The organism is Streptomyces sp. NBC_00873 (assembly GCF_045207415.1).
Classification (GTDB): Bacteria; Actinomycetota; Actinomycetes; order Streptomycetales; family Streptomycetaceae; genus Streptomyces.
In genome coordinates this window covers 1,484,997-1,508,989 of sequence record NZ_CP108803.1, presented here as the reverse complement: position 1 = coordinate 1,508,989, position 23,993 = coordinate 1,484,997, and the positions used below count along the sequence as shown (strand labels likewise).

The following is a 23,993-nucleotide window of genomic DNA, read 5'->3' as shown; positions in this document are numbered from 1 at the left end:
CGGGTTCACCCGCAGCAGACCGCCGCCCGGCGGGGAGCCGGACGGCGGTCGGTGCGTGATTCGGTCTTCAGCGGCTGGGCTCAGGCGCCCAGGTTGAACTCGCCCGGGTTCGGGCCGAGGCGCTTGCCCTCGTCCAGCGCGGCGAACGCGGCCAGGTCGTCGGCGTCCAGCTCGAAGCCGAACACATCGATGTTCTCGGCGATCCGCGACGGCGTCACGGACTTCGGGATCACCACGTTGCCCGTCTGCAGGTGCCAGCGGAGCACCGCCTGCGCGGGTGTGCGGCCGTGCTTCTGGGCGATCGCGATGACCGTCGGGACCTCCAGGAGGCCCTTGCCCTGGCCCAGCGGGGACCAGGCCTCGGTGGCGATGCCGTGCCGCGCGTGGAAGGCGCGCGACTCGGCCTGCTGGAGCTGCGGGTGCAGCTCGATCTGATTGATCACCGGGACCACGGAGGTCTCGTCGAGCAGGCGCTCCAGGTGCTCCGGCAGGAAGTTGGAGACGCCGATGGCCTTCGCGCGGCCGTCGGCGTAGATCTTCTCGAACGCCTTGTACGTGTCGACGTACGCGTCCTTGGCGGGCACCGGCCAGTGGATCAGGTACAGGTCGACGTAGTCGAGGCCCAGCTTGTCCAGCGAGGCGTCGAAGGCACGCATGGTCGACTCGTAGCCCTGGTCGCCGTTCCACAGCTTGGTGGTGACGAAGAGCTCCTCGCGGGGGACGCCGGAGGCGGCGACGGCCTTGCCGGTGCCCTCCTCGTTCCCGTAGATCGCGGCGGTGTCGATGCTCCGGTACCCGGACTCGATGGCCGTCGCGACCGCCTTCGCGGCCTTGTCGTCGGGCACCTGCCAGACACCGAAACCGAGCTGCGGCATCTCGACGCCGTTGTTGAGGGTGAGGGAGGGGACCTGGCTCACGAGCGGTCGATCCTTTACGTCGTCGGTTGGTATTCCCATGGTCAACGATCAGGAGGCGCCGTGCATTCCCTGCCGTACCCCCATTCCTCCCTGCCCCACCTCGGCGGGGCCGGGGCGGTCAAATCGTTCGTGCCGCCGAGGTGCGCCGCCATGATGTGACCGGCGCGGACGATGTGGTGCGCACCCGGGCCGAGCACGGCCACCGGCGCCTGCTGGCCACCACGGTCGGGCGCGTGGAGGTGTCCCGGATCGCCTACCGCGCAGCGAACGCGGCGAATATGCACGTCGCGGACGCGGTACTGTCCTTGCCCGCGTACCTGTACTCGCGCCCGCTGCAGCGCGCGGTGGTGCACGAGGCGGCCTCCGGGTCCTTGCGCTCGGCCGGAGCGGCACTTGGGCGCTCCACCGGGCAGAAGATCGGCACCCGGCAGCTGATGGAGATCTGCGTGTGCGCGGCGGCCGACATCGACGCCTTCTATCGTGAACGCGCCGCCCACCGTGCCGCCGTCGTGCCCGCCGGCACCCCGTTGCTGGTGCTCAGCTGCGACGCGACCGGCGGCAACATGATCCCGGCCGCGCGTCGCGAGCCGACCCGCGCCACGGCCGAGGCCCGGGCCGCCGACGGCCCGCAGCCGCCCTCGGCCCAGCTCGCCGACCGGGAACGCGCAGGGCGGCGCCGGATGGCGACCGTCACCGCCGTCTACGACGCATCCCCCGTGCCCCGCACGGCCGCCGACGTGCTGCCGCGCACCGCCGCCGATCGCGCCGAGCGCAACCGCCAGGCACCACGCGCGGTGCGCCGGGAAGTCCACGCCTCGCTCCCGTACAGCAGCGCCGACATGATCGCGGCGATGTTCGACCAAGCCGACCAGCGCGACCCCAAAAGACGACGACGCTGGATCGTGCTGGTCGACGGCAACAACCACCAGCTCGACCGGGTCCAGCACGAAGCCGGCCGGCGCGGCGTCCACATCGACATCGTCATCGACTTCGTGCACGTCCTCGAATATCTGTGGAAGGCCGCCGACGACCTGCACGCCACCCAGCCCGCCCGCCAGGCTCACGTCGCCGAGGTGGCCCGCACCGTCCTGGACGGCCACGCCAGCCGCGTCGTCGCCGACCAGCGCGCCCACGCCCGCGCCCGCAGCACCGCGAACGACGACACTCAACTGCCCGGCCTGCAAAGGGCGATCACATACCTGACCGCGAAACAGCCCTAACTCGGCTACGACATCGCCCTCGCCCTGGGCTGGCCGATCGCCACCGGCGTCATCGAGGGCTGCTGCCGCTATCTGATCAAGGATCGCCTTGACCTCACCGGCGCGAGATGGAGCCTGACCGGCGCCGAAGCCATCCTCCTTCTCCGCGCCGTCATCGACAACGGGGACTTCGAGGACTACTGGGAATACCACGGCCGACTCGAGCATAAACGGCAACACAGTGGCTCAACTTCGCGGCATATCAGCGTTGTTGCCAAGGGGCGGCCCTGCTGGACGAGGCTCTGGGCTGACCTGTGGCGGGGGTCGAACGCGCGCGCGACCCAGCGGGCGGTACGGCGTTTGCATGGTCCGAAGCGCAACTGGCGGACTGTGAAGGTCATTTGGGTTAACTTGTGACTTACGACCGGTGACGCTGGTGCTACAGTCGCTCAGCCGTTCGGTTTTCACTTCGAGGGGGGCCTCGTCAACCGAATGGGCGGGAGGTTTTTCTGTCCTCGGAAGACGCTTGCGCAACGTCGGAGTCATGATGGCGACTGCTGCGGTCATCACGCTTGCCACCAGCCCGGCCGCCTGGGCTTCGTGGGAGACGAATGCGAGCACCGTGTGGGGCGACAACGATACCTCGCGAGAATGGATCGACGAATCCTATAACGAAATCAAGTTCAAGGACTGCTACACCGCGACGACTAAACAGATCGGCGTCGAGCGCTGGCAGTTGGTCACGTGGGGCATGGACACCCTTCGTGACAGTTTCACGTTCACCAACTGTTTCAATGGTACGGACGCCGTCAGTACCGACACCCAGTCAGGCCTTCCTTACGGCACGTATTACTTCGAGACAGATGCTACGTGCCTCAGCTGCGTGGTAACTGTCAGGAAGATCGTCGTGGACACGACCCTGGCCGACTGATCCCGCCGGGCCGCTGCGCATCCTGCACGGCGGCCCGCCTTGTACTTCCTTGAGGCTCCATGCGCTTCTTCACCGCACTCCGCACCCACGCCGCTGTGCTGGCTCTGCCGGTGACCGGCTTCTTCTTTGCCTACGTCTTTTTCACGACCAAGGGGAGAATGAGCCATTTTACTTCACTTCCCTGGCCGGCCGAGGCCGCGTCCTTCGCCATACACGCACCCGTTCCACTGGCCGCCGCAGCGGCTGCGGGACTGGCTGCAGTGGAGGCGACACGGCTACGGACTCTCGGTGTGTGGGAGATGGGTCCCGCACGTTCCGCTCTGCGCGTTGCTGTCCAGCCGATCCTTGTCGTCGTGCTCACTTTGGCGACCCTGATCGCCGGCATCACGGCGGGCGCATTGTGGATCGTCGGAGTTGCTCCCGACGTGTACGTGCTGCAGCTGTTCGGCATGGTTGTGGTCCTGCTCGCCGCGCACGCGGCTATTGGATTCCACCTCGGGCGACGCCTCCACGCGTTGTACTCTGCACCGCTCGTATCCATTGCTGTGTTCATCGCAATCAGTTTCCCCTTGGGTACGAGCAGTTGGTGGGCGCACCATGTGACCGGGGCTGTCGGCCAAGTCAATTTCGGTGAGGCGTACACCCTCTCCATGACGATCGCCGCCGTTCTGCCGACGGTCTGCCTGGCCCTCGCCCTCATCGTGGCCATCGGCCCTCGACGTATCCGCGTCGGTGCTGTCGCGGTGTCCCTCGTGATCGCCGGCAGTGGCCTGCTCGGCGCCTACGGCATCACCCGGGAGTGGACCTCGTTCGCTCCTGCCGCCAAGGGGCTGGCCCCGATCGCCTGTGAGGGCGGCGTACCAGAGGTGTGCATGCCTGCCGCAGGTTCCGGAGATCTCGAAGATCTTCAAACCGCACTTTCCGGCATGACAGCGAAACTGCAGGCCAAAGGAATCATTGCGGAGATCCCTACTCGCGTCACCGATATCACTGTGTCCAGTATCCGACAGCCGGATACCGTAGGGAAGAAGTGGACGCTGGACCTTGCGGCCGGGAGCTCGGACGGCATCGCCTGGGAGGGCGTGGCAATCGCCGTCGTAGGAATGCCCTGCAAAACCCCGGACTGGAACACCATGCACTACAGCACCCTTTGGACCGCCCGGACCATGGGGGTAGCAGATGACTACCTCGCCTGGCTCTCCCGCGAATCGCAATCATTCCGGACCGGGGACGGCAAGGAGCAACTCCTCGCAGAGACGGACAGGGTGAACGGCCTTCCGTTGAACGAACAGAAGACCTGGTACGTCGAGCAGCTCCGGCTCTCCTGCCAGGGCGGCCTGTCAGGATGATCTGGTGGTTGCGTCAACGAGGCGCCTTCGGTCTGCTGCCCTATGCACTGTTCGCCTTCATCTTGAGCATCGCTCTCACATCGAATCTCGTCCTCGTTCTCCCCGCATATCTGGGCGGCCATCCCATACCGACCGAATTGAGCAACTTCTTCTCCCTTATGCCTTCTGTAGCCCTCGTTGCGTGCCTCGAAAGACGCTTGCCCGGTATGGAGCGATCCGCTGTGCGCCGGCTCGACGCGATGGATATCGCCCTGGTGACGGGCTTCGCCCTCCTGGCCAGCGCGGCGGCAGCGGCCATGACTCCATTGGACTCGGACGCGATGTGGACAGCCGCGCGCAACAATCTGCTCTTCTGCGGTCTCACCCTCGGAAGTTGGCCTCTCCTCAAGCACCGAGCAGTCCTCGTGCCTGTGTTCTGGATGATCCTCGCCATGTTCACCGGGGGCAGACATGTCAACGACCCTTATCCCTGGGTAATCGTCACCGAGAAGGCCGACGTCGCCCACGCCGCGACGGGCGCCGCCCTCGTCTTCCTGACGGGGCTTGTTCTCCTCACCTGCCTCGTGCCAAGGACCGACCGATGACACTCGTGCTTGACCGCGTCACTTTCACCTACCGCCGCAGGCTGCGTCCTGTCCTCTCCCAATTCACCTACGAGGTGCCCGACCAAGGTCTGACGATCTTGCTCGGCCCCAATGGAGCGGGAAAGTCCACGACGCTGGCCCTTCTCGCAGGGACGGTCGAGCCGACAGCAGGCAGAGTCCTGTTCAGCGATTCGAACGTCACCTCCACCACCCGTGAATTCCGCCGCCACGTGGCCTGGCTTCCCCAACGGGTACCCACGTCTCCGCAACTGACCGCTCGCGAGTACGTGGCATACATTGCCTGGCTCAAGGGCGAGAACCGCGCCCACGCGTGGGCGCGAGCCAGCACCGCCCTTGAACAGGTCGGCCTCGCCGAACAGTCCGGGCAGAAGACGGCCAGTCTCTCCGGGGGACAACTCCGGCGTGTCGGCATCGCTTGTGCCCTCGCCCACGACGCCCGCGTCATCCTGCTGGACGAACCGACAGCAGGTCTCGACCCTCACCAGCGTTCCGTGTTCCGTGATGTCCTGGGGGAAGTCGCGGCGAGTACCCCGGTACTGATGTCGACCCACGACGTGATCGATCTGGCCGACTCGGCCGACACCATCACCCTCATGGAGTCCGGGAGGGTGCGCCACCACGGCGGGACCCAGAGTTTCCTTGACCATGCCCGCCCGGAGGCTGCCCCCGGGCGGAGAGCGGAGTCGGCGTACTCCGCCCTCATGCGCCTCGACGGTTCGCGGTGAGCAGGTCGGCGCGTTCAGGATGTTGAGCGGGGAGGGTGCCGTCCGGGCGCCCGTCTTCGACGTCCGCGTAGAGGTCGAACTCATGCATCGTGTGCGACATGGCCCCGACGCTGGAGCCGGAACAGTCGGGGCGCCGCCCGAACCATCCCTGCGGGTCGCCGGGAGAGTGCGGAGGCGCCCCCGCGTCCGTCAGTTCGCCGGGGCCCCGAGCTGCTCGTACCCCGGGATCTCGCGCGGGTCTCGCGCACCCGGACCGACGTACTTCGCCGAGGGGCGCACCAGTCTGCCCGTCCGCTTCTGCTCCAGGATGTGCGCCGACCAGCCCGCCGTACGGGCGCAGCTGAACATCGACGTGAACATGTGCGCCGGGACCTCGGCGAAATCCAGCACGATCGCCGCCCAGACCGGCCCGGGGACAAATGGCTCTACCTTCTTGAACGGGTTGGTCCTCCCGTTCGTAGGGTGAGGACACCCAGGGGAGCTGGGTGTGGCTGACAAGTGGCTGCCTTTGACAGGGCGAGCAGCTCTGGCGGGCCCCGATCACCGGTGGCACCGAGAATCTCGGCACACCGACCGCGTACCACATCGGAACGTACGGCCGGCTGTGCACGGTCACCAAGGTGCCGGGCCGGGGCCAGCTCTGGCTCTCCACCACCAACTGCGAAAACAACGGAGGCGAACCGGACGGTGCGGACAAGCTGTTCCGCATCTCGATCACGTAGCGGGCTCTGTCCATGTGCCGTCCTGCCGGAGCGAGTTCACCTCCGGCGGGGCGGCACGGCCCTGTCTCAGCGGTACAGCGCGTCCACCTCGACCGCGTACGCCGCCTCGATCGCCTTCCGCTTCAGCTTCAGCGACGGGGTCAGCAGACCGTGCTCCTCGGTGAACTGATGCGCAAGGATCCGGAAGGTACGGATCGACTCGGCCTGCGACACCGCCGTGTTGGCGGCCACCACCGCCCGCCTGACCTCCATCTCCAGATCCGGGTCCCGCACCAGGTCCGCCGCGTTCATCGGCGGCCGCCCCTGCATGGTGAGCCAGTGGTCCACGGACTCCTGGTCCACGGTCACCAGCGCCGCGATGTACGGCCGGTCGTTGCCGACCACGATGCACTGCGCCACCAGCGGATGGGCCCGCACCCGCTCCTCCAGACCGGCCGGCGACACGCTCTTGCCGCTCGATGTCACCAGGATTTCCTTTTTCCGCCCGGTGATCGTCAGATAGCCGTCCTCGTCGAGCGCACCCAGGTCGCCGGTGGCCAGCCAGCCGTCGTGCAGCGCCGCGGCGGTGGCCTGCGGGTTGCCCAGGTAGCCGCCGAAGACATTGGCGCCGTGCACCCACACCTCGCCGTCGTCGGCGATGTGCACGGTGGTGCCGGGGATCGGCTGCCCGACCGTGCCGTACCGGGTGCGCTCCGGCGGATTGGCGGTGGCCGCCGCCGTGGACTCGCTCAGTCCGTACCCCTCGTACACCGTGACGCCCGCGCCCTCGAAGAACAGACCGAGCCGCCGCTCCATCCCCGAACCGCCCGACATGGCGTGCCGGACCCGGCTGCCCATCGCGTCGCGGACCTTCTTGTACACGACCTTGTCGAAGAACTGGTGCTGCATCCGCAGACCCGCGGAAGGGCCGGGGCCGGTCCCGAACGCCCGGTGCTCCATCGCCTCCGCGTACTTCACCGCTACGTCCACGGCCTTGTCGAAGGGCCCGATCCTGCCCTCCGCCTCGGCCTTGCGCCGGGCGCCGTTGAAGACCTTCTCGAAGATGTACGGAACCGCGAGGATGAATGTCGGCCGGAAGGACACCAGGTCCGGCATGAGCGCCTTCGCCGACAGCTCCGGCTGATGGCCGAGCTTCACCCGGCCGCGGACCGCCGAGATCTCGACCATCCGGCCGAAGACATGCGCCAGCGGCAGGAAGAGGAGCGTGGCGGCCTCGTCGCCCGGCTTGGAGTGGAAGACCGACTCCCAGCGCGACGCCATCGTGTCCGTCTCGAACATGAAGTTGGCATGCGTGATCACGCAGCCCTTGGGGCGGCCCGTGGTGCCGGACGTGTAGATGACGGTCGCCACCGAATCGGGCGTCACCGCCCGCCGGTGCCTGTGCACCACCTCGTCCTCGACACGCACGCCCGCCTCGACCAGCTCGGTCACCGCGTCCGAGTCCAGCTGCCAGAGCCGCTTCAGCTGGGGCAGCCGGTCGATCACCGAGGCGATCGTCATCGCATGGTCCTCGTGCTCGACCATGATCGCGGACACCTCGGCGTCGTGCAGCATCCAGAAGACCTGCTCGGCGGAGGACGTCGGATAGACCGGCACGGACTGGGCACCGATCGTCCACAGCGCGAAGTCGAAGAGCGTCCACTCGTAACGGGTACGCGCCATCAGGGCGACCCGGTCGCCGAACCGGACACCGTGGGCGATCAGCCCCTTGGCGAGCGCGAGCACCTCGTCGCGGAACGTCGCCGCGGTGACATCACGCCAGCGTCCGTCCGCGTCCTTCCGACCCAGCGCGACGCGGTGCGGATCCTCCTCCGCATAGTCGAAGACGGCATCGGCCAGCCCGCCTACCTGGGGCGCGACCGCCATGGGGGGGACAGTGAACTCGCGCAATGACCTGCTCCTTGTGGCGCTCCGCACAGCGCCGTGACGCTACCCCACCAGGTGGCTCGGCGGGAGGGCCCGGAACGACCGGTAAGCGTGCCATCTGCACAGGTCAGCCACAGATATCCGGCCAGATGGGCCAGGCCCGGGCGCGCTTCTGACGGTGGAGCAAGTAGCTCGCGCCGGAATCTCCACCGAATCTGTACGCCTCGACCACTCCCCTCCGGACGGGTACGGGGCGTTGGTCCGCACCTGCCGGGCCCGCCCACACCCGACCCGGTCGGGCGCGGCCTGCGCGTGCTGTCCATTCTCCCCGCGCGCGTGCGGTCATGCGCCGTCGCGGCCGCTGATCGCGCTGATTCCGCCGACGCCACGGATCAGCCGGTCCCCGCCCGCCAGGATCGCCGCCGCGAGCGCGTCCGCCGCCTCCTGCGCCGCGTCCCGGCGGCGGCCGTGCAGCAGGACGAAATCCACGTCGCCGAGTTCCGGCAGCCCCGCCCTGGCCGGTACTGGAGTCAGCCCCGGCGGGATGAGCCCGCGGGTGTGCGCCATCACGCCGAGACCGGCATGGGCCGCCGCGACGAGTCCGCTGAGGCTCGTACTCGTACAGGCGACGCGCCAGGACCGGCCGTGCTCCTCCAGCACCTCCAGGGCGCGGGCCCGGGTGAGACCCGGCGGCGGGAAGAGGACCAGCGGCACCGGGCGGTCCGGGTCGATCCGCAGCTGCGGTGCGCCGATCCAGGCCAGCGCGTCCTGCCAGACCAGTTCGCCGTGCGTGTCACCGGTCCGCCGCTTGGCGAGGACGAGATCGAGCCGTCCCGCCTCCAGCTGCCGGTGCAGCGTCCCGGACAGCTCCACCGTCAGCTCCAGTTCGACCTCCGGATGGTCGCGGCGGAACGACTCCAGGATCTCCGGCAGCCGGGTCTGCACGAAGTCCTCGGACGCCCCGAACCGCAGCCGCCCGCGCAGCCGCGTCCCGGTGAAGAACGCCGCGGCCCGCTCGTGGGCCTGCAGGATCGTCCGGGCGAAGCCGAGCATCGCCTCTCCGTCCACGGTGAGATCGACCCGGTGGGTGTCCCGGGTGAACAGCTGCCGCCCCGTCGCGTCCTCCAGCCGCCGCACATGCTGGCTCACCGTGGACTGCCGCACGCCCAGCCGGCGGGCGGCCTGGGTGAAGCTCAGCGTCTGGGCGACGGCAAGAAAAGTACGGAGCTGTGCGGAATCGTACACAGCGTCCAGGCTATCGCGAATCGTGATGACAGTGAGAACGGTATGCCGGATTCCCGATCGCCGTGATCAAGAGCAGGATGGAGAGGGCACGACCTGAACGAGAGACACGTGGAGCACATGAGCCGCCGCACCTTCAAGCTGCCGTCCTGGCTGCCGATCGACCCGTACATCCTGGCGCTGATCGGCACGGTCGCGCTCGCGGCGCTGCTGCCCGCGTCGGGGACCACGGCGGAGGTCGCGGACGGTGCGTCGACCGGAGCGGTCGCCCTCCTCTTCTTCCTGTACGGCGCCCGCCTCTCGACCGCCGAGGCGCTCGACGGCCTCAGGCACTGGCGGCTCCACCTCACCGTCCTGATCTGCACGTTCGTCGCGTTCCCGCTGCTGGGACTGGCGGGCAAGGGGCTGGTTCCGTACGTCCTGACCCCGCAGCTCTACAGCGGCTTCCTCTTCCTCTGCCTCGTCCCGTCGACCATCCAGTCGTCGATCGCCTTCACCTCGGTCGCCCGCGGCAACGTACCCGCGGCGATCTGTGCGGGCTCCTTCTCCTCGATCGCCGGGATCTTCCTCACCCCGCTGCTCGCCGCAGCGCTGCTCGGCAACAGCGGCGGCGGATTCTCGGCCGACGCGCTGCTGAGGATCGGGGTCCAGCTGCTGCTCCCGTTCATCGCCGGGCAGCTGCTGCGCCGCTGGATCGGCGGCTTCCTCTCCCGTCACCAGAAGGTCCTCGGCTACGTCGACCGGGGCTCGATCCTGCTGGTCGTCTATACGGCATTCAGCGAGGGCATGGTCGCCGGCATCTGGCACCAGGTCACCCCGGTGAGGCTCGGTGCGCTGCTGGCCGCCGAGGCGGTGCTGCTCGCGCTGATGCTCGCGCTGACCTGGTACGGGGCAAAGCGGATCGGCTTCGACCGGGGGGACCGGATCGCCATCCAGTTCGCCGGCTCGAAGAAGAGTCTGGCGTCCGGGCTGCCGATGGCCAGCGTGCTTTTCGGGGCGCACGCGAGCCTTGCCGTGCTGCCCCTGATGCTCTTCCACCAGATGCAGCTGATGGTGTGCGCGGTGATCGCGAAGCGGCGTTCGCGGGATCCGCAGGACGAACTCCGGGAGCGCCCGGGGACTCCGGTGGGCGGTGCGGTGGCGGAGGCGCCCGTCCCGGTGGGCTGACGCGCCGGCCCGAACCCGAAGGCACCGACGGCGCATGCCACGGGGGGCGGGACCGGCCGGCGCAGGGGGCGCTCCCCGTCGGCCGGACCCTCGACCCGTGTCACGGGGCCCGGCACCCCAGAGGCTGTCGGGCTACCCCTGATCGGGCGGTCGTGCCCTGCCCCGCCCGCTTCCCGATCGAAGGTAGCCCGACAGCCTTTCAGCCCTGGCCGACCGTCGCCTCCAGCGCGATGCGGTGCTCACCCGCGTACACGTTCATGGACGGACCCCGGAGGAATCCGACCAGGGTCAGTCCGGTCTCCGCCGCCAGATCCACGGCGAGCGACGACGGCGCCGAGACCGCGGCGAGTATCGGGATCCCGGCCATCACCGCCTTCTGCGCCAGCTCGAACGAGGCCCGCCCCGACACCAGCAGAATCGCCCGGGACAGCGGCAGCCGGTCGTCGGTCAGGGCCCGGCCGACGAGCTTGTCGACCGCGTTGTGCCGGCCCACGTCCTCCCGGATGTCGAGCAGTTCACCCGTCTCGGAGAACAGCGCCGCCGCATGCAGGCCCCCGGTCCGGTCGAAGACCCGCTGCGACTCGCGGAGCCGGTCGGGAAGGGCCGAGAGCAGCGCGGGCTCGACCCGGACCGGGGGAGTGTCGGCGATCGGGTGCCGGGTGGTGGTGCGGACCGCGTCGAGGCTCGCCTTGCCGCACAGACCGCAGGACGAGGTCGTGTAGACGTTGCGTTCGAGCGTGATGTCGGGGATCTGCACGCCGGGCGCGAGCTTCACATCCACCACGTTGTACGTGTTCACGCCGTCCGCCGTCGCACCGGCGCAGTACACGATCGACTGCACATCGGAGCCGTCACCGATCACGCCCTCGCTGACCAGGAAGCCCGCCGCCAGCGCGAAGTCGTCGCCCGGCGTGCGCATCGTGATGGCGAGCGGCCTGCCGTTCAGCCGGATCTCCAGGGGTTCCTCGGCGACGAGGGTGTCGGGGCGTGTGGAGACCGCCCCGTCCCGGATGCGGATGGTGCGGCGGCGCTCGGTGACCCGTCCCATGGCGGTTAAACCCGATTCTGTACGTGTTGGAAGCCGAAGCGGCCCTGATGCAGAGGTTGCCGTGGGTCACCGGGTTGTCGTGCGGAGAGGCGACCTTGACGATCTCAGTGTCCTGCACAGGGAGTGTGACATTGCAGCCGACACCGCAGTAGGCGCAGACGGTGGTGGTCTCCGTCTGGGCCGGCTCGTCCCGGGTTCCGGCCGCCCGCATGTCGAATTCGGACGCGGACGTCGTCCAGCCGCATCGCGGCCAGGTGCGGCCCGCGGGCAACGAGATGGCTCGCGCCGGCGCGGTGGAGCGCGGCCCCGGCATGGGCGCCGATCGCACCGGCGCCGGCAACTGCGACTTTCACGGGGCTCTCCGTTCGGTAAGGGACCGAGCGAGGGAGCAGGAGACGATGTCAAGTCGACAGAATATTGTCTACAGTATGCTTTGACGGGTCAAGGGTGTTGTCAAGCCTCCAAGCCTCGGCTGCTAATCCTGTGGGATCACGTGCCCCCGTACCGGGCGGTAGCCACCAAGACTGGATAGTTCCTGCCATACGTAGCGAGGGGAACCTCTACATGACCGGCTCACGTGTCGTGGCGCTCGGCCACTATCAGCCCGCCAGGGTGCTCACCAATGACGACCTGGCGGCCATGGTCGACACCAGCGACGAGTGGATCACCAGTCGCGTCGGGATCAAGACCCGCCATGTGGGAGGCCCTGACGAGCCGGTGGACGAGATGGCCGCACACGCGGCGGCCAAGGCGCTCGCCACGGCCGGACTCGACCCCGCCGACATCGATCTGGTCCTCGTCGCGACCTCCACCGCGATCGACCGTTCGCCCAGCATGTCCGCGCGCGTGGCCGCCCGCCTCGGCATGGCTTCGCCCGCCGTCATGGACATCAACGTGGTCTGCTCCGGCTTCACCCATGCCCTCGCCACCGCCGACCATGCGATCCGGGCGGGCGCCGCGACCCGTGCGCTGGTGATCGGCGCCGACAAAATGGCCGACATCGCCGACTGGACCGACCGCTCCACCTGTGTCCTGCTCGGCGACGGTGCGGGCGCCGCGGTCGTGGTCGCGGACCCGCAGGGCGGCGCGGACGCCGCGCCCGGCATCGGCCCCGTGCTCTGGGGTTCGGTGCCGGAGATGGGCCGCGCGGTCCGGATCGAGGGGACGCCGCCGCGCTTCGCCCAGGAGGGGCAGTCCGTCTACCGCTGGGCCACCACCCAACTGCCGCCCATCGCGCGCAAAGTGTGCGAAAAGGCAGGAGTCACCCCCGAGGATCTCGCCGCGGTGGTACTGCATCAGGCCAATCTGCGCATCATCGAACCGGTCGCCAGGAAGATCGGTGCGGTCAACGCGGTCATCGCCCGGGATGTCGTGGATTCCGGCAATACGTCCGCCGCTTCGATCCCCATGGCCCTGTCGAAACTGGTGGAACGCGGCGAGGTCGACAGCGGCGTTCCGGCACTGCTTTTCGGGTTCGGCGGGAACCTCTCGTACGCGGGTCAGGTGATCCGTTGCCCATGACCCTCCCCATTGTGCTCGGTAGTCTGTAGACGATAGGCAATTGCTCGTCGCCCGGAGGGGGACCGCGATGTTGTCCACAGGACTGCCGCAGGGCGCCGTGCCGAAGCTGGAACGGCCCCGTCCGCTGCGCGAGCGCGTCTATGAGACGCTGCTCGAACTGATCACCACGCGTGCGCTCCGCCCCGGCCAGCATCTGGTCGAGAGTGAGCTGGCGGGGCACCTCGGTGTGTCCCGGCAGCCGGTGCGCGAGGCCTTGCAGCGGCTGAACACCGAGGGCTGGATCGATCTGCGTCCCGCCCAGGGCGCGTTCGTCCATGAACCCACCAAGGAGGAGGCGGACCAGCTGCTCTCGGTCCGCACCCTACTGGAGGCCGAGGCCGCCCGGCTGGCCGCGGCCAACTCCGGCACGGCCGGCATTGCCGCCCTCGAAGAGCTCTGCTCCAAGGGCGAGCGGGCCGTCGCCGACGGCGATGTGGATCTCGCCGTCGCCACCAACGCGGCCTTCCATGCCAAGGTCATGGAGCTGGCGGGCAATGTGGTGCTCGCCGAGCTCGCCGGACAGGTCGACCGCCGGGTCCGCGGGTACTACACACCGGTGGCCCGTCGGCGCGGCACCCAGTCCTGGATCGAACACCGCTCGCTGATCGCGGCGATCTCCTCGCGGGACGAGCAGCGGGCCACGGAGATCATGCGGGCGCACACGGAGCACACACGCAAGACGTACCACCAGCGCGAACAGGGTTAGTGGGCGGTTGACACGCAGAGGCCGGGGCGGCTCGCCCCGGCCTTTCTACTGTCCCGCACGCTTTACCCGATCGTCGAGCAGCTCGACATCTCTCACATCATGATGTGCAAACAAACACGACTGTGTTAGAAATGGGTCATGGGTGTCGCCAATCGTCTGGACCTGACCCTGCGACTGGTGCAGGGCTCCGACCGGGTTTCCGTGTCGGAGCTCTCCCATCGCCTGGGGGTCTCCGAAATGACCGTTCGCAGGGACCTGGACGCGCTGGAGCGACAGGGGCTGGTGCGCCGGGTGCACGGCGGCGCCGTCGCCACACGTTCGCGTGAGGAGGGAGCGGGCTTCGCGGCCCGTGAGCCGTGGCAGGCCGCGACGAAGGACCGTCTCGGTGCGGCCGTGGCCGCGATGGTCGAGCCGGGATCTCGCGTGCTGCTGGACGCGGGCACCACCACCGTGCACGTCGCGAAGCATCTGGTCGAACGCGCCCCGTTGACGGTCGCGGTGCTCAGTCTGCAGGCGGCGGTTTGCCTGGCCGACCGGCCCGGCATCGAGCTGCTGGTCGTCGGCGGCCGGTCCCGTTCCGGGGAGCAGTCGCTGGTCGGCCCGCTTGCCCTGCGCACACTTGAGGCCCTGGCCTTTGACTGCTTCGTGCTGTCCATCGGTGGTGTGCACGCCGAGTACGGGTGGTCGGAGTTCTCGCTGGACGACGCGGCCGTCAAACAGGCCGCCCTTGCGCAGGCAGCGCGCACGATCGCCGTGGCGGACGCGACCAAGCTCGGGGTGCGCGCGTTCAGCCAGGTCGCCGCGCTGGGGGCGGTGGACGCCTTCGTCACCGACGCCGCAGCCCAGGATGCCGCCACGCACCCCAATGGCCCGCTGACCCTGACGGCCCTGCGTGATGCGGGCGTCAGCACGGCCTTGGCCTGACCACCGTTTGCTATGAGGAGCGCATCATGACCGCTGTCCCACGACCGCTGATGATCCTGGTCGCAGGCCCCTACCGGTCGGGCACCGGGGACGATCCGGCCAAGCTCGACGCCCATGTGCGGGCGATGAATCAGGCCGCACTGGTGCTCTTTCGCTCCGGCCACCTGCCGGTCACCGGCGAGGCTCTGGCCCTTCCCCTGCTGGAGACCGCGGGAAGCACCGGCCCGGGCGACGCGGCATTCCAGGAGATCTTCCACCCCATCGCCGAACTGCTGCTGGCGCGCTGCGACGCGGTGCTGCGCATCGGCGGCCCCTCGGGCGGCGCGGACCGGATGGTAGCGAGGGCCCGGGACCAGGGGCTGGACATCTACACCCGTATCGACGACGTCCCATCCGCCCGGTGACGGCCGGCCTGGACACCCCCGACCGCCGCGGCCGTACCGGCCTGGACCGGCACGGCCGCGACCTGACCGGCAACCCGCGGGTGCGTATCGAAGACGTGGAAGTGCTTTCCTGCGACTGGTACGTCCTGCGCCGGACGACCTTCGACTACCGGCACAGGGACGGCCATTGGAGCCGGGAGCAGCGGGAGACCTACGACCGGGGCGACGGTGCCACGATCCTGCTCTACAACACCGATCGCCGCACTGTTCTGCTGACTCGCCAGTTCCGTCTGCCGGCCTACGTCAACGGGCATCCCGACGGCATGCTGATCGAGACCGCCGCCGGGCTCCTCGACGGCGACAGCCCCGAGGAAGCCATCCACCGGGAAGCGGCCGAGGAGACCGGACACACCATCGGCACCCCCGAGCGCGTCTTCGAGGTGTACATGAGCCCCGGCTCGGTCACCGAACGCCTGCACTTCTTCGCTGCCCCTTACCGTCCGCAGGCCTCCGCCGCCGACGGGTACGGGATCGCGGCCGAGGGTGAGGACATCACGACGGTGGAACTCCCCTTCGCGGAGGCGCTCGCGATGGTCCGCAGCGGCGCCATCGCCGACGCCAAGACCATCATGCTGCTGCAATGGGCGGCCCTGGACGGCCCGTACCGGCACTCCTGATTGCCCGCCCGGCCACGGCGCGGGCCTCGAAACACCTCCGCGCCGACCGCCGACCGCCCCGCCCGCCGCACGCCTTTGTCCTCGATGCGGAGAAAGTTGTAGCGGATTCCTGCGCAACTTCTTCCCAGTCCCGGCAACCGCTGCTACGTTCCCCTCGAAAGCCCGACGGACAGGCCGATGTGGCGGGGAGGGGCGCGTGAGACGTATGACGGCACGACCCGCGAATGCGCATCAGGCGCGACTGCTCCGGCTGTTGCGCGACGGCGGGCCCAACTCCCGGGCACAGCTGGGGGATCAGATCGATCTCTCCCGCTCCAAGCTCGCCGTCGAGGTGGACCGGCTGCTGGAGACCGGACTTGTCGTGGCCGACGGACTCGCCGCCTCCCGCGGCGGACGTCGCTCGCACAACATCCGGCTTGCTCCCGCACTGCGCTTCCTCGGCGTCGACATCGGTGCCACATCGATCGATGTGGCGGTCACCAACGCGGAGTTGGAGGTTCTGGGCCACCTCAACCACCCCATGGACGTACGCGAAGGACCTGTCGCGATCTTCGAACAGGTGCTGTCCATGGCGGCCAAGCTCCGGGCCTCCGGACTCGCCGAAGGCTTCGACGGCGCGGGCGTCGGCGTACCGGGACCGGTCCGCTTCCCCGAAGGCGTACCGGTCGCACCCCCGATCATGCCCGGCTGGGACGGCTTCCCGGTCCGCGAGGCACTCAGCCAGGAACTGGGCTGCCCCGTCATGGTCGACAACGACGTGAATCTGATGGCGATGGGGGAACAGCACGCGGGCGTCGCACGCTCCGTGGGCGACTTCCTCTGCGTCAAGATCGGTACCGGTATCGGCTGCGGCATCGTCGTCGGCGGCGACGTCTACCGCGGTACGACGGGCAGCGCCGGCGACATCGGCCACATCCAGGTCGAACCCGACGGCCGCGCCTGCGCCTGCGGCAACCGGGGCTGCCTGGAAGCCCACTTCAGCGGCGCCGCGCTGGCCCGCGACGCCGAGGACGCGGCGCGCGCGGGACAGTCGCAGGAGCTCGCCGCCCGGCTGGAGGCGGCCGGGAAACTCACCGCCGCCGATGTGGCCGCCGCCGCGGCCGCCGGTGACGCCACCTCGCTCGACCTGATCCGCGAGGGCGGCAACCGGGTCGGCCAGGTCATCGCCGGACTCGTCAGTTTCTTCAACCCCGGACTGGTGGTGATCGGCGGCGGTGTGACCGGCCTCGGCCACACGCTCCTCGCCAGCGTCCGGACCCAGGTCTACCGGCAGTCCCTGCCGCTGGCCACCGGCAACCTCCCCATCGTGCTGGGTGAGTTGGGGCCGGCCGCCGGAGTGATCGGCGCCGCCCGGCTCATCAGCGACCACCTGTTCTCACCGGCCTGATCCTCGACCGGTACGCACCACCGAACCGCCTCCCGCCTCTTCCGGCCGGGGGGTCCGGGGGGTGACCCCCGGAACAGCACTGCGCCCTGCCCGCTCACCGGCCCTTCCCCAAGCTCTCGGCTTCGCTCGAGCAGGGGGAGATCCCATTCGCCGAGGGGATTTGTCATGGCACCAGAACCACCCCTGCTCACCATGTCCGGCATCACCAAGTCGTTCCCCGGCGTGCGCGCCCTCGACGGCGTGGACCTGGAGGTCCAGGCCGGCGAAGTCCACTGTCTGCTCGGGCAGAACGGCGCCGGCAAGTCCACCCTCATCAAGGTGCTCGCCGGGGCCCACCAGCCCGACGGCGGCGAGATCACCTGGCGCGGCGCACCCGTCTCGCTCAAGTCGCCGATCGCCGCCATGCGTCTCGGCATCGCCACCATCTACCAGGAACTCGACCTGGTCGAAGGCCTCTCGGTCGCCGAGAACATCTTCCTCGGCCACGAACCCACCGCCGCCCGCTTCGTCGTCCGCACCCGCGAAGGACGCGCGGCTGCCGCCGCACTGCTGAAGCGCCTCGGCCACCCCGAGATCGATCCCGCCCGTCCTGTCGGCGCGCTCTCCGCCGCCCAGCAGCAGATCGTCTCCATGGCGCGGGCGCTCTCCCACGACGTACGGCTCATCGTCATGGACGAGCCGTCCGCCGCCCTCGACCCCGACGAGGTCGCCAACCTCTTCCGTATCGTCGCCGGGCTCACCGCCGACGGGGTCGCCGTCGTCTACATCTCCCACCGTCTGGAGGAGATCCGCCGGATCGGCGACCGGGTGACCGTGCTCAAGGACGGGCGGGCCGTCGCCGTCGGGCTGCCCGCCGAGTCCACCCCTACGCCCGACATCGTTGCCATGATGACCGGCCGCAATGTCGAGTACGTCTTCCCGCAGCGCCCCGGGGCTCCCGCGGAGGACACCCGGCAGGACCCCGTGCTCACCGTCGAAGGACTCGCCAGGGAAGGTGAGTTCGCCCCCGTCGACCTGGAACTGCGGCCCGGCGAGATCGTCGGGCTCGCCGGACTCGTCGGATCGGGTCGCTCCGAGATCCTGGAGACGATCTACGGAGCCCGCCGGCCGAGCGCGGGCCGGGTCCTCGTCGGCGGGCGGCCGCTGCGCCCCGGCAGCGTCCGCGCCGCCGTCGCCGCGGGCATCGGACTCGCCCCCGAGGAACGCAAGGCGCAGGCCCTGCTGATGCTCGAATCCGTCACCCGTAACGTGTCGGTCTCCTCCATGTCACGCTTCTCCCGGGCCGGTTGGCTCGACCGCGGAGCCGAGCGCCGGGCGGCCCGCGCCGCCACCCGCGAACTCTCGCTGCGCCCCGACAACCCGGACACCCCCGTCCGCACCCTCTCCGGCGGCAACCAGCAGAAGGCCGTCCTGGCCCGCTGGCTGCTGCGCGGCTGCCGGGTGCTGCTGCTCGACGAACCGACCCGCGGTGTCGACGTCGGCGCCCGCGCCGAGCTCTACGCCGTGATCCGCCGGCTGGCCGACGAAGGCCTGGCCGTTCTGCTGGTCTCCAGCGAAGTGCCCGAAGTGCTGGGCCTCGCCGACCGGGTGCTGGTGCTCCGCGAGGGCCGCGTCGTGCATACGGCGGACGCCCGGGAGCTCGACGAGCACCGCGTACTCGACCTCGTGATGCAAGGGAGCCCGACGTCATGACTCAGCCCGTCTCCTCGGCGCAGCACGGTGGGCCGGACAAGGCGGCCCCGCCCGCCCCCGCCGCGCTGCCGCCCTCGAAGGGCGGCGGACTGCGCGCCCTCGGGGTGCGCGCGGACGTCCGCAACCTGTCGCTGCTCGGCGTCCTCGCGGTACTGATCGCCGTCGGCGGCATCACCGAGCCCGACGCCTTCCTGGACACCGGGAATCTGCAGCTGATCCTGACCCAGTCGTCCGTCATCGGCGTCGTCACCGTCGGCATGACGTTCGTCATCACCAGCGGCGGCATCGATCTGTCGGTCGGCGCGATGGTCGCGCTCGCCTCGGTATGGGCGACCACCCTCGCCACCCAGGAGTACGGCTTCGCGGGGATCCTCTTCACCGCTGTGCTCGTCGGCCTGGGCGCCGGACTCGTCAACGGGCTGCTGATCGCGTACGGGAGGCTGGTGCCGTTCATCGCGACGCTGGCCATGCTCGCCTCGGCCCGCGGTCTCGCCCTGCTGATCACCGACGGCAAGACACAGATCGTCACCGTCCAGTCGGTCCTCGACCTGGGGCTGCCCGACTCGTACGTCCTCGGCATCCCGCCACTGGTCATGGTCTTCGCCGCGGTCACCGGCATCGGCTGGCTGGTGCTGAACCGGACGACGTTCGGACGCCGCACGGTCGCGGTCGGAGGCAACGCGGAAGCGGCCCGCCTGGCGGGGATCGATGTACGGCGGCAGCGGCTCTACCTGTATCTGCTCTCCGGGCTCTGCTGCGGCATCGCCGCCTTCATGCTGATCATCCTGTCCGGCTCGGGACAGAACACCAACGGCAACCTGTACGAACTCGACGCCATCGCCGCCGCGATCATCGGTGGCACCCTGCTCAGTGGTGGACGCGGCACCATCGTCGGCTCCGTCCTCGGTGTCCTCGTCTTCACCACCATCACCAATATCTTCGCGCTCAACAATCTGCAGAGCGATGTCCAGCAGATCGCCAAGGGCGCGATCATCGTCGCCGCCGTCCTGGTTCAGCGCCGCACCTCGGCCCACGGGGAGACCTAGGGGTTGTCCAGCCCACGGGCTCTCCCCACTCCACTCCACCCCACCCCATCTCACCCGCAGTTCCGCATGCCACCCACGCACCGGATGAAGGGTTCGACAGCCATGCCAGAAACCAGCCGCAGAGGACTGCTCTTCGGCACCGCAGCCGTCTCCGCGGGCGCTCTCCTCACCGCTTGCACCAGCAATGAGCCCAAGAATTCGCAGACCGCGCAGAGCAATCAGCCGGCTGCCGACGACAAGCCCGGCAAGCCCATCACCATCGGCTTCGCCGGACCACAGGCCGACCATGGATGGCTCAATGCCATCAACGAGAACGCCAAGTCGCGGGCGGAGAAGTACTCCGAGGTGACCCTGGAGATCACCGAGGGATCCAACGACACCGCCGCCCAGATCGGCCAGGTCAAGACCCTCATCAACAAGAAGGTCGACGTCCTCGTCATCCTCCCCGCCGACGGCAAGGCGCTCACCCAGGTCGGTCTGGAGGCGATGAAGGCGGGCATCCCCGTCATCAACCTGGACCGCATCTTCGCCTCACCGCAGGCCTACCGCTGCTGGATTGGCGGCGACAACTACGGTATGGGTCTCAATGCCGGCACGTACATCGGCGAAAAGCTCAAGGACAAGCCGAACGCCAAGGTGGTCGAGCTCGCGGGCATCGACAACCTGGAGCTCACCAAGCAGCGCAGCCAGGGCTTCGCCGACGCCCTCAAGAATTACTCCAACATCAAGCTGGTGGCCCGTCAGGCCGCTGATTTCACGGTCGAGTCGGGCCAGGCGAAGATGGCTCAACTCCTGCAGGCACAGAAGAAGTTCGACGCCCTGTGGAACCATGACGACGACCAGGGAGTCGGCGCGCTGCGCGCCATCCAGCAGGCGGGCCGGGACGAGTTCCTGATGGTCGGAGGCGCGGGCGCGAAGTCCGCGATGGACGCCATCAAGGCCGACAACAGTGTCCTGAAGGCCACGGTTCTCTACCCGCCGACGATGGCCGCGTCCGCCATCGACCTGGCGCGTGCCCTGGGGCAGGGCAAGGGCATCGGCGGGCTCTCCGAACTGGAGATCCCGACCAGCCTCACCCTCTACTCGGCCGTCGTCACCAAGGACAACATCGACCAGTACCTGCCGACGGGCTTCAGCTGATCCGCCGTCCAGGAGGGTGCTGACCCTCCTGCCGTGCGCCCACCGAACGACCGAAGAGGAGGAAGCCCGTATGGCCCGTAGGGAAGAGACGGAGCAGGAGGCCGCAGCGCCGCCGACGACCGTGCCGAAGGCGACGCTCGGGGTCGGCATGGTCGGATACGCGTTCATGGGCGCCGCCCACTCACAGGGGTGGCGCACCGCCGGACACGTCTTCGACCTGCCGATGCAGCCGGCTCTCGCCGCGATCTGCGGACGCGACCGTACGGCGGTCGGCGCCGCCGCCGAACGGCACGGCTGGGCGGCGGCGGAGACCGACTGGCGCGCCCTGATCACCCGGGACGACGTCCAGCTCGTCGACATCTGCACGCCCGGCGACAGCCATGCGGAGATCGCCATCGCCGCCCTGGAGGCGGGCAAGCACGTGCTGTGCGAGAAGCCGCTCGCCAACACGGTCGCCGAGGCGGAAGCCATGACGGAGGCCGCGGAACGGGCCAGGGCCCGCGGCCAGGTGGCGATGGTCGGCTTCAACTACCGCAAGGTGCCCGCGATCGCGTACGCACGGACGCTGATCGCCGACGGCAGGCTCGGCGTCCTGCGGCACGTACGGGCCACCTACCTCCAGGACTGGCTGGTCGACCCGGAGTCGCCGCTCACCTGGCGGCTCAAGCGCGAGCATGCGGGATCCGGTGCGCTCGGCGACCTCGGGGCGCACATCGTCGACCTCGCCCAGTATCTGGCGGGGGAGCTCCTGGTGGGGGTGTCGGCGGTCGCCGAGACCTTCGTACGGGAACGACCGCTGCTCGCCGGCGCGTCGGCCGGGCTCTCGGGCACCGCGGACAGCGGAGCACGCGGGGTGGTCACCGTCGACGACGCCGCCCTGTTCACCGGCAGGCTCGCCTCCGGAGCACTGGCCTCGTTCGAGGCGACCCGGATGGCGGCGGGCCGCAAGAACGCGCTGCGGCTTGAGATCAACGGCGAGCGCGGCTCGCTCGCCTTCGATCTGGAACGCCTCAACGAACTGTCCTTCCATGACCACACCGAGCAGGCCACCACCGCCGGGTTCCGCCGCATCCTCGTCACCGAGCCCGCGCACCCGTACCTGGAGGCGTGGTGGCCGCCGGGCCACGCACTCGGCTACGAGCACACCTTCATCCACCAGGCCCGCGACCTGGTCATGACGATCGCCGAAGGGGCTGACCCCGTTCCGTCGTTCGCCGACGGACTTCAGGTGCAGCGGGTGCTCGCAGCGGTGGAGGAAAGCGCCGACAAGAGCTCCGTACACACCCCCGTACCGTCCTAGGAGGTTCCGCGCATGCCCCGTCCCTTCACGCTCTTCACCGGTCAGTGGGCCGACCTGCCGCTGGAGGAGGTCTGCCGGCTTGCCCGGGACTTCGGTTACGACGGGCTCGAACTCGCCTGCTGGGGCGATCACTTCGAGGTCGACAAGGCTCTCGCCGACCCCGGCTATCTCGACGGGCGGCGGCAGCTGCTCGACAAGTACGGTCTGAAGTGCTGGGCGATCTCCAACCACCTCGTCGGCCAGGCGGTCTGCGACAACCCGATCGACGAACGTCACCAGGGCATCCTGCCCGCCCGGATCTGGGGCGACGGCGAGCCCGAAGGGGTACGGCAGCGGGCCGCCGAGGAGATCAAGAACACCGCCCGCGCGGCCGCCGCCTTCGGGGTCCGTACCGTCATCGGCTTCACCGGCTCGTCGATCTGGCACCTGGTGGCGATGTTCCCGCCGGTGCCGCCGCGGATGATCGAGCGCGGTTACGAGGACTTCGCCGAGCGCTGGAACCCGATCCTCGACGTGTTCGACGCGGAGGGCGTGCGGTTCGCCCACGAGGTGCACCCCAGCGAGATCGCGTACGACTACTGGACCACGCACCGGGCCCTGGAGGCCGTCGGCCACCGGGCCGCGTTCGGGCTGAACTTCGACCCCAGCCATTTCGTCTGGCAGGACCTCGATCCGGTCGGCTTCCTCTACGACTTCCGGGACCGGATCTACCACGTCGACTGCAAGGAGGCCCGCAAGCGTCTCGACGGGCGCAACGGCCGTCTCGGCTCGCACCTTCCCTGGGGCGATCCGCGGCGCGGCTGGGACTTCGTCTCCGCCGGGCACGGTGACGTGCCGTGGGAGGACGTGTTCCGGATGCTTCGCTCGATCGACTACGAAGGCCCTATCTCGGTGGAGTGGGAGGACGCCGGGATGGACCGGCTGGCGGGCGCACCGGAAGCGCTTGCCACACTGAAGCGGTACGACTTCGACCCGCCCGCTGCGTCGTTCGACGCGGCATTCGGGGGCGGCGACTGACGGCCCCTCCCGGGGGCTCCACCCCCGGACCTGCGCTCCTCGATCGCGCCCTTTGAGCACGTCCGGCGTCTGAGGGCCGGGGTCCGGGGGCGGAGCCCCGGCGGGGCGGGGCGGGTAGCGGACAGGTCTGCGCAGCCCGGCGACACACGCGCCGCCGGGACGGTCCCCGCTGCTCAGAACCCCCTTTGTCCTGGCCCGGGAAAAAGTTCAACTTATCTCCTGCGCATGGGCTTTCCACCCCGGACGAACCCGTCTACCGTCCCCTTGGTGTACACGACATGACTCGCGTCACCGGAGCCCCACCAGGCCCTCGGTGACCTGCGCGGCAGTCCCCGCGCGGAACGGCACGGCAGCACTCGCCCGTACAACCGGCACTCTCCGGAGGACATT

21 protein-coding genes and 3 pseudogenes are annotated in these 23,993 nt (G+C 69.2%); 17 read left to right on the top strand and 7 right to left on the bottom strand.

Annotated features, from left to right (window positions below):
- Positions 1–80: 80 nt before the first annotated feature.
- Positions 81–917 carry an aldo/keto reductase gene (locus OH809_RS07055; protein ID WP_406423202.1) on the bottom strand — a complete coding sequence of 279 codons (837 nt, stop codon included), beginning with the start codon at positions 915–917 and terminating at the stop codon, positions 81–83.
- A gap of 155 nt (positions 918–1,072) precedes the next feature.
- Here OH809_RS07055 and OH809_RS07050 point away from each other — a divergent pair, with 155 nt between their 5' ends.
- From OH809_RS07050 to OH809_RS07030, 5 genes are all read left to right on the top strand, one after another.
- On the top strand, positions 1,073–2,137 hold the full coding sequence (locus OH809_RS07050; RefSeq protein ID WP_406423203.1) for a hypothetical protein: 1,065 nt from the start codon (positions 1,073–1,075) through the stop codon (positions 2,135–2,137).
- 523 nt (positions 2,138–2,660) lie between these two features.
- Entirely contained in the window at positions 2,661–3,047 is a 387-nt protein-coding gene (locus OH809_RS07045) for a hypothetical protein (RefSeq protein ID WP_406423204.1), read from the top strand.
- A gap of 59 nt (positions 3,048–3,106) precedes the next feature.
- Positions 3,107–4,396 (top strand): magnesium transporter, encoded by a 1,290-nt coding sequence (locus tag OH809_RS07040; protein WP_406423205.1) that lies wholly within the window; start codon positions 3,107–3,109, stop codon positions 4,394–4,396.
- A 206-nt stretch (positions 4,397–4,602) separates the two neighbouring features.
- Positions 4,603–4,980 carry a hypothetical protein gene (locus OH809_RS07035; RefSeq protein ID WP_406423206.1) on the top strand — a complete coding sequence of 126 codons (378 nt, stop codon included), beginning with the start codon at positions 4,603–4,605 and terminating at the stop codon, positions 4,978–4,980.
- Positions 4,977–5,726 (top strand): ATP-binding cassette domain-containing protein, encoded by a 750-nt coding sequence (locus tag OH809_RS07030; protein ID WP_406423207.1) that lies wholly within the window; start codon positions 4,977–4,979, stop codon positions 5,724–5,726. Before OH809_RS07035 ends, OH809_RS07030 begins: the two co-directional genes overlap by 4 nt.
- A 189-nt stretch (positions 5,727–5,915) precedes the next feature.
- Here OH809_RS07030 and OH809_RS07025 read toward each other — a convergent pair.
- From OH809_RS07025 to OH809_RS07015, 3 genes and pseudogenes are all read right to left on the bottom strand, one after another.
- Positions 5,916–6,128, bottom strand: a pseudogene (locus OH809_RS07025) (citrate/2-methylcitrate synthase); the annotation flags it as partial.
- 386 nt (positions 6,129–6,514) lie between these two features.
- Entirely contained in the window at positions 6,515–8,314 is a 1,800-nt protein-coding gene (locus tag OH809_RS07020; RefSeq protein ID WP_406423208.1) for an AMP-dependent synthetase/ligase, read from the bottom strand.
- A gap of 342 nt (positions 8,315–8,656) precedes the next feature.
- Complete coding sequence (locus OH809_RS07015; RefSeq protein WP_406425329.1) at positions 8,657–9,568, bottom strand: LysR family transcriptional regulator; 912 nt, start codon at positions 9,566–9,568, stop codon at positions 8,657–8,659.
- Between the two features lie 108 nt (positions 9,569–9,676).
- On the opposite strand from OH809_RS07015, the gene OH809_RS07010 reads away from it, so the two are divergent.
- Positions 9,677–10,723, top strand: a complete 1,047-nt coding sequence (locus tag OH809_RS07010; RefSeq protein ID WP_406423209.1) for a bile acid:sodium symporter family protein — start codon at positions 9,677–9,679, stop codon at positions 10,721–10,723.
- A gap of 199 nt (positions 10,724–10,922) precedes the next feature.
- Here OH809_RS07010 and fdhD read toward each other — a convergent pair whose 3' ends face one another.
- From fdhD to OH809_RS06995, 3 genes and pseudogenes are all read right to left on the bottom strand, one after another.
- Positions 10,923–11,771 (bottom strand): formate dehydrogenase accessory sulfurtransferase FdhD, encoded by an 849-nt coding sequence (gene fdhD / locus OH809_RS07005; RefSeq protein ID WP_406423210.1) that lies wholly within the window; start codon positions 11,769–11,771, stop codon positions 10,923–10,925.
- A gap of 5 nt (positions 11,772–11,776) precedes the next feature.
- A pseudogene (locus OH809_RS07000) lies at positions 11,777–11,994 on the bottom strand (Fe-S-binding domain-containing protein); the annotation flags it as partial.
- Positions 11,990–12,124, bottom strand: a pseudogene (locus OH809_RS06995) (2-dehydropantoate 2-reductase N-terminal domain-containing protein); the annotation flags it as partial. The pseudogenes OH809_RS07000 and OH809_RS06995, both read right to left, overlap by 5 nt.
- 211 nt (positions 12,125–12,335) lie before the next feature.
- On the opposite strand from OH809_RS06995, the gene OH809_RS06990 reads away from it, so the two are divergent.
- The 11 genes from OH809_RS06990 to OH809_RS06940 all read left to right on the top strand — a co-directional run bounded on the left by OH809_RS06990 (position 12,336) and on the right by OH809_RS06940 (position 23,603).
- Complete coding sequence (locus OH809_RS06990; protein ID WP_406423211.1) at positions 12,336–13,292, top strand: beta-ketoacyl-ACP synthase III; 957 nt, start codon at positions 12,336–12,338, stop codon at positions 13,290–13,292.
- Positions 13,293–13,359: 67 nt separating this feature from the next.
- On the top strand, positions 13,360–14,037 hold the full coding sequence (locus tag OH809_RS06985; protein WP_406423212.1) for a GntR family transcriptional regulator: 678 nt from the start codon (positions 13,360–13,362) through the stop codon (positions 14,035–14,037).
- A 138-nt stretch (positions 14,038–14,175) separates the two neighbouring features.
- Positions 14,176–14,961, top strand: a complete 786-nt coding sequence (locus OH809_RS06980) for a DeoR/GlpR family DNA-binding transcription regulator (protein WP_345511187.1) — start codon at positions 14,176–14,178, stop codon at positions 14,959–14,961.
- Positions 14,962–14,987: 26 nt separating this feature from the next.
- Positions 14,988–15,365: a DUF4406 domain-containing protein gene (locus tag OH809_RS06975; protein ID WP_406423213.1), complete on the top strand. Its 378-nt coding sequence runs from the start codon at positions 14,988–14,990 to the stop codon at positions 15,363–15,365.
- Positions 15,362–16,021 (top strand): NUDIX domain-containing protein, encoded by a 660-nt coding sequence (locus OH809_RS06970; RefSeq protein ID WP_406423214.1) that lies wholly within the window; start codon positions 15,362–15,364, stop codon positions 16,019–16,021. Before OH809_RS06975 ends, OH809_RS06970 begins: the two co-directional genes overlap by 4 nt.
- A 205-nt stretch (positions 16,022–16,226) precedes the next feature.
- Entirely contained in the window at positions 16,227–17,408 is a 1,182-nt protein-coding gene (locus OH809_RS06965; RefSeq protein ID WP_406425330.1) for an ROK family protein, read from the top strand.
- Positions 17,409–17,573: 165 nt separating this feature from the next.
- Positions 17,574–19,100 (top strand): sugar ABC transporter ATP-binding protein, encoded by a 1,527-nt coding sequence (locus tag OH809_RS06960; protein WP_406423215.1) that lies wholly within the window; start codon positions 17,574–17,576, stop codon positions 19,098–19,100.
- The gene (locus tag OH809_RS06955; protein WP_406423216.1) at positions 19,097–20,146 is read left to right on the top strand and encodes an ABC transporter permease; all 1,050 of its coding nucleotides are present in this window, start codon (positions 19,097–19,099) and stop codon (positions 20,144–20,146) included. The genes OH809_RS06960 and OH809_RS06955 overlap by 4 nt, the downstream gene beginning before the upstream one ends.
- Positions 20,147–20,248: 102 nt before the next feature.
- A complete protein-coding gene (locus OH809_RS06950; RefSeq protein WP_406423217.1) occupies positions 20,249–21,286 on the top strand; it encodes a substrate-binding domain-containing protein in 1,038 nt (345 codons plus the stop codon).
- Positions 21,287–21,356: 70 nt separating this feature from the next.
- Entirely contained in the window at positions 21,357–22,586 is a 1,230-nt protein-coding gene (locus OH809_RS06945) for a Gfo/Idh/MocA family protein (RefSeq protein WP_406423218.1), read from the top strand.
- Positions 22,587–22,598: 12 nt separating this feature from the next.
- The gene (locus tag OH809_RS06940; protein WP_366136284.1) at positions 22,599–23,603 is read left to right on the top strand and encodes a sugar phosphate isomerase/epimerase family protein; all 1,005 of its coding nucleotides are present in this window, start codon (positions 22,599–22,601) and stop codon (positions 23,601–23,603) included.
- Positions 23,604–23,993: the final 390 nt, after the last annotated feature.

What these genes read in the sequence shown, in the direction of transcription:
- OH809_RS06975 (WP_406423213.1), top strand. Translation starts at nt 14,988, where the DNA reads ATGACCGCTGTCCCACGACCGCTGATGATCCTGGTCGCAGGCCCCTAC.
- OH809_RS06955 (WP_406423216.1), top strand. Translation starts at nt 19,097, where the DNA reads ATGACTCAGCCCGTCTCCTCGGCGCAGCACGGTGGGCCGGACAAGGCG.
- OH809_RS07045 (WP_406423204.1), top strand. Translation starts at nt 2,661, where the DNA reads ATGATGGCGACTGCTGCGGTCATCACGCTTGCCACCAGCCCGGCCGCC.
- OH809_RS06945 (WP_406423218.1), top strand. Translation starts at nt 21,357, where the DNA reads ATGGCCCGTAGGGAAGAGACGGAGCAGGAGGCCGCAGCGCCGCCGACG.
- OH809_RS06980 (WP_345511187.1), top strand. Translation starts at nt 14,176, where the DNA reads ATGGGTGTCGCCAATCGTCTGGACCTGACCCTGCGACTGGTGCAGGGC.
- OH809_RS07040 (WP_406423205.1), top strand. Translation starts at nt 3,107, where the DNA reads ATGCGCTTCTTCACCGCACTCCGCACCCACGCCGCTGTGCTGGCTCTG.
- OH809_RS07020 (WP_406423208.1), bottom strand. Translation starts at nt 8,314, where the DNA reads ATGGCGGTCGCGCCCCAGGTAGGCGGGCTGGCCGATGCCGTCTTCGAC.
- OH809_RS07035 (WP_406423206.1), top strand. Translation starts at nt 4,603, where the DNA reads ATGGAGCGATCCGCTGTGCGCCGGCTCGACGCGATGGATATCGCCCTG.
- OH809_RS06960 (WP_406423215.1), top strand. Translation starts at nt 17,574, where the DNA reads ATGGCACCAGAACCACCCCTGCTCACCATGTCCGGCATCACCAAGTCG.
- OH809_RS06965 (WP_406425330.1), top strand. Translation starts at nt 16,227, where the DNA reads ATGACGGCACGACCCGCGAATGCGCATCAGGCGCGACTGCTCCGGCTG.
- OH809_RS06940 (WP_366136284.1), top strand. Translation starts at nt 22,599, where the DNA reads ATGCCCCGTCCCTTCACGCTCTTCACCGGTCAGTGGGCCGACCTGCCG.
- OH809_RS06990 (WP_406423211.1), top strand. Translation starts at nt 12,336, where the DNA reads ATGACCGGCTCACGTGTCGTGGCGCTCGGCCACTATCAGCCCGCCAGG.
- OH809_RS06950 (WP_406423217.1), top strand. Translation starts at nt 20,249, where the DNA reads ATGCCAGAAACCAGCCGCAGAGGACTGCTCTTCGGCACCGCAGCCGTC.
- OH809_RS07010 (WP_406423209.1), top strand. Translation starts at nt 9,677, where the DNA reads ATGAGCCGCCGCACCTTCAAGCTGCCGTCCTGGCTGCCGATCGACCCG.
- fdhD (WP_406423210.1), bottom strand. Translation starts at nt 11,771, where the DNA reads ATGGGACGGGTCACCGAGCGCCGCCGCACCATCCGCATCCGGGACGGG.
- OH809_RS07030 (WP_406423207.1), top strand. Translation starts at nt 4,977, where the DNA reads ATGACACTCGTGCTTGACCGCGTCACTTTCACCTACCGCCGCAGGCTG.
- OH809_RS06985 (WP_406423212.1), top strand. Translation starts at nt 13,360, where the DNA reads ATGTTGTCCACAGGACTGCCGCAGGGCGCCGTGCCGAAGCTGGAACGG.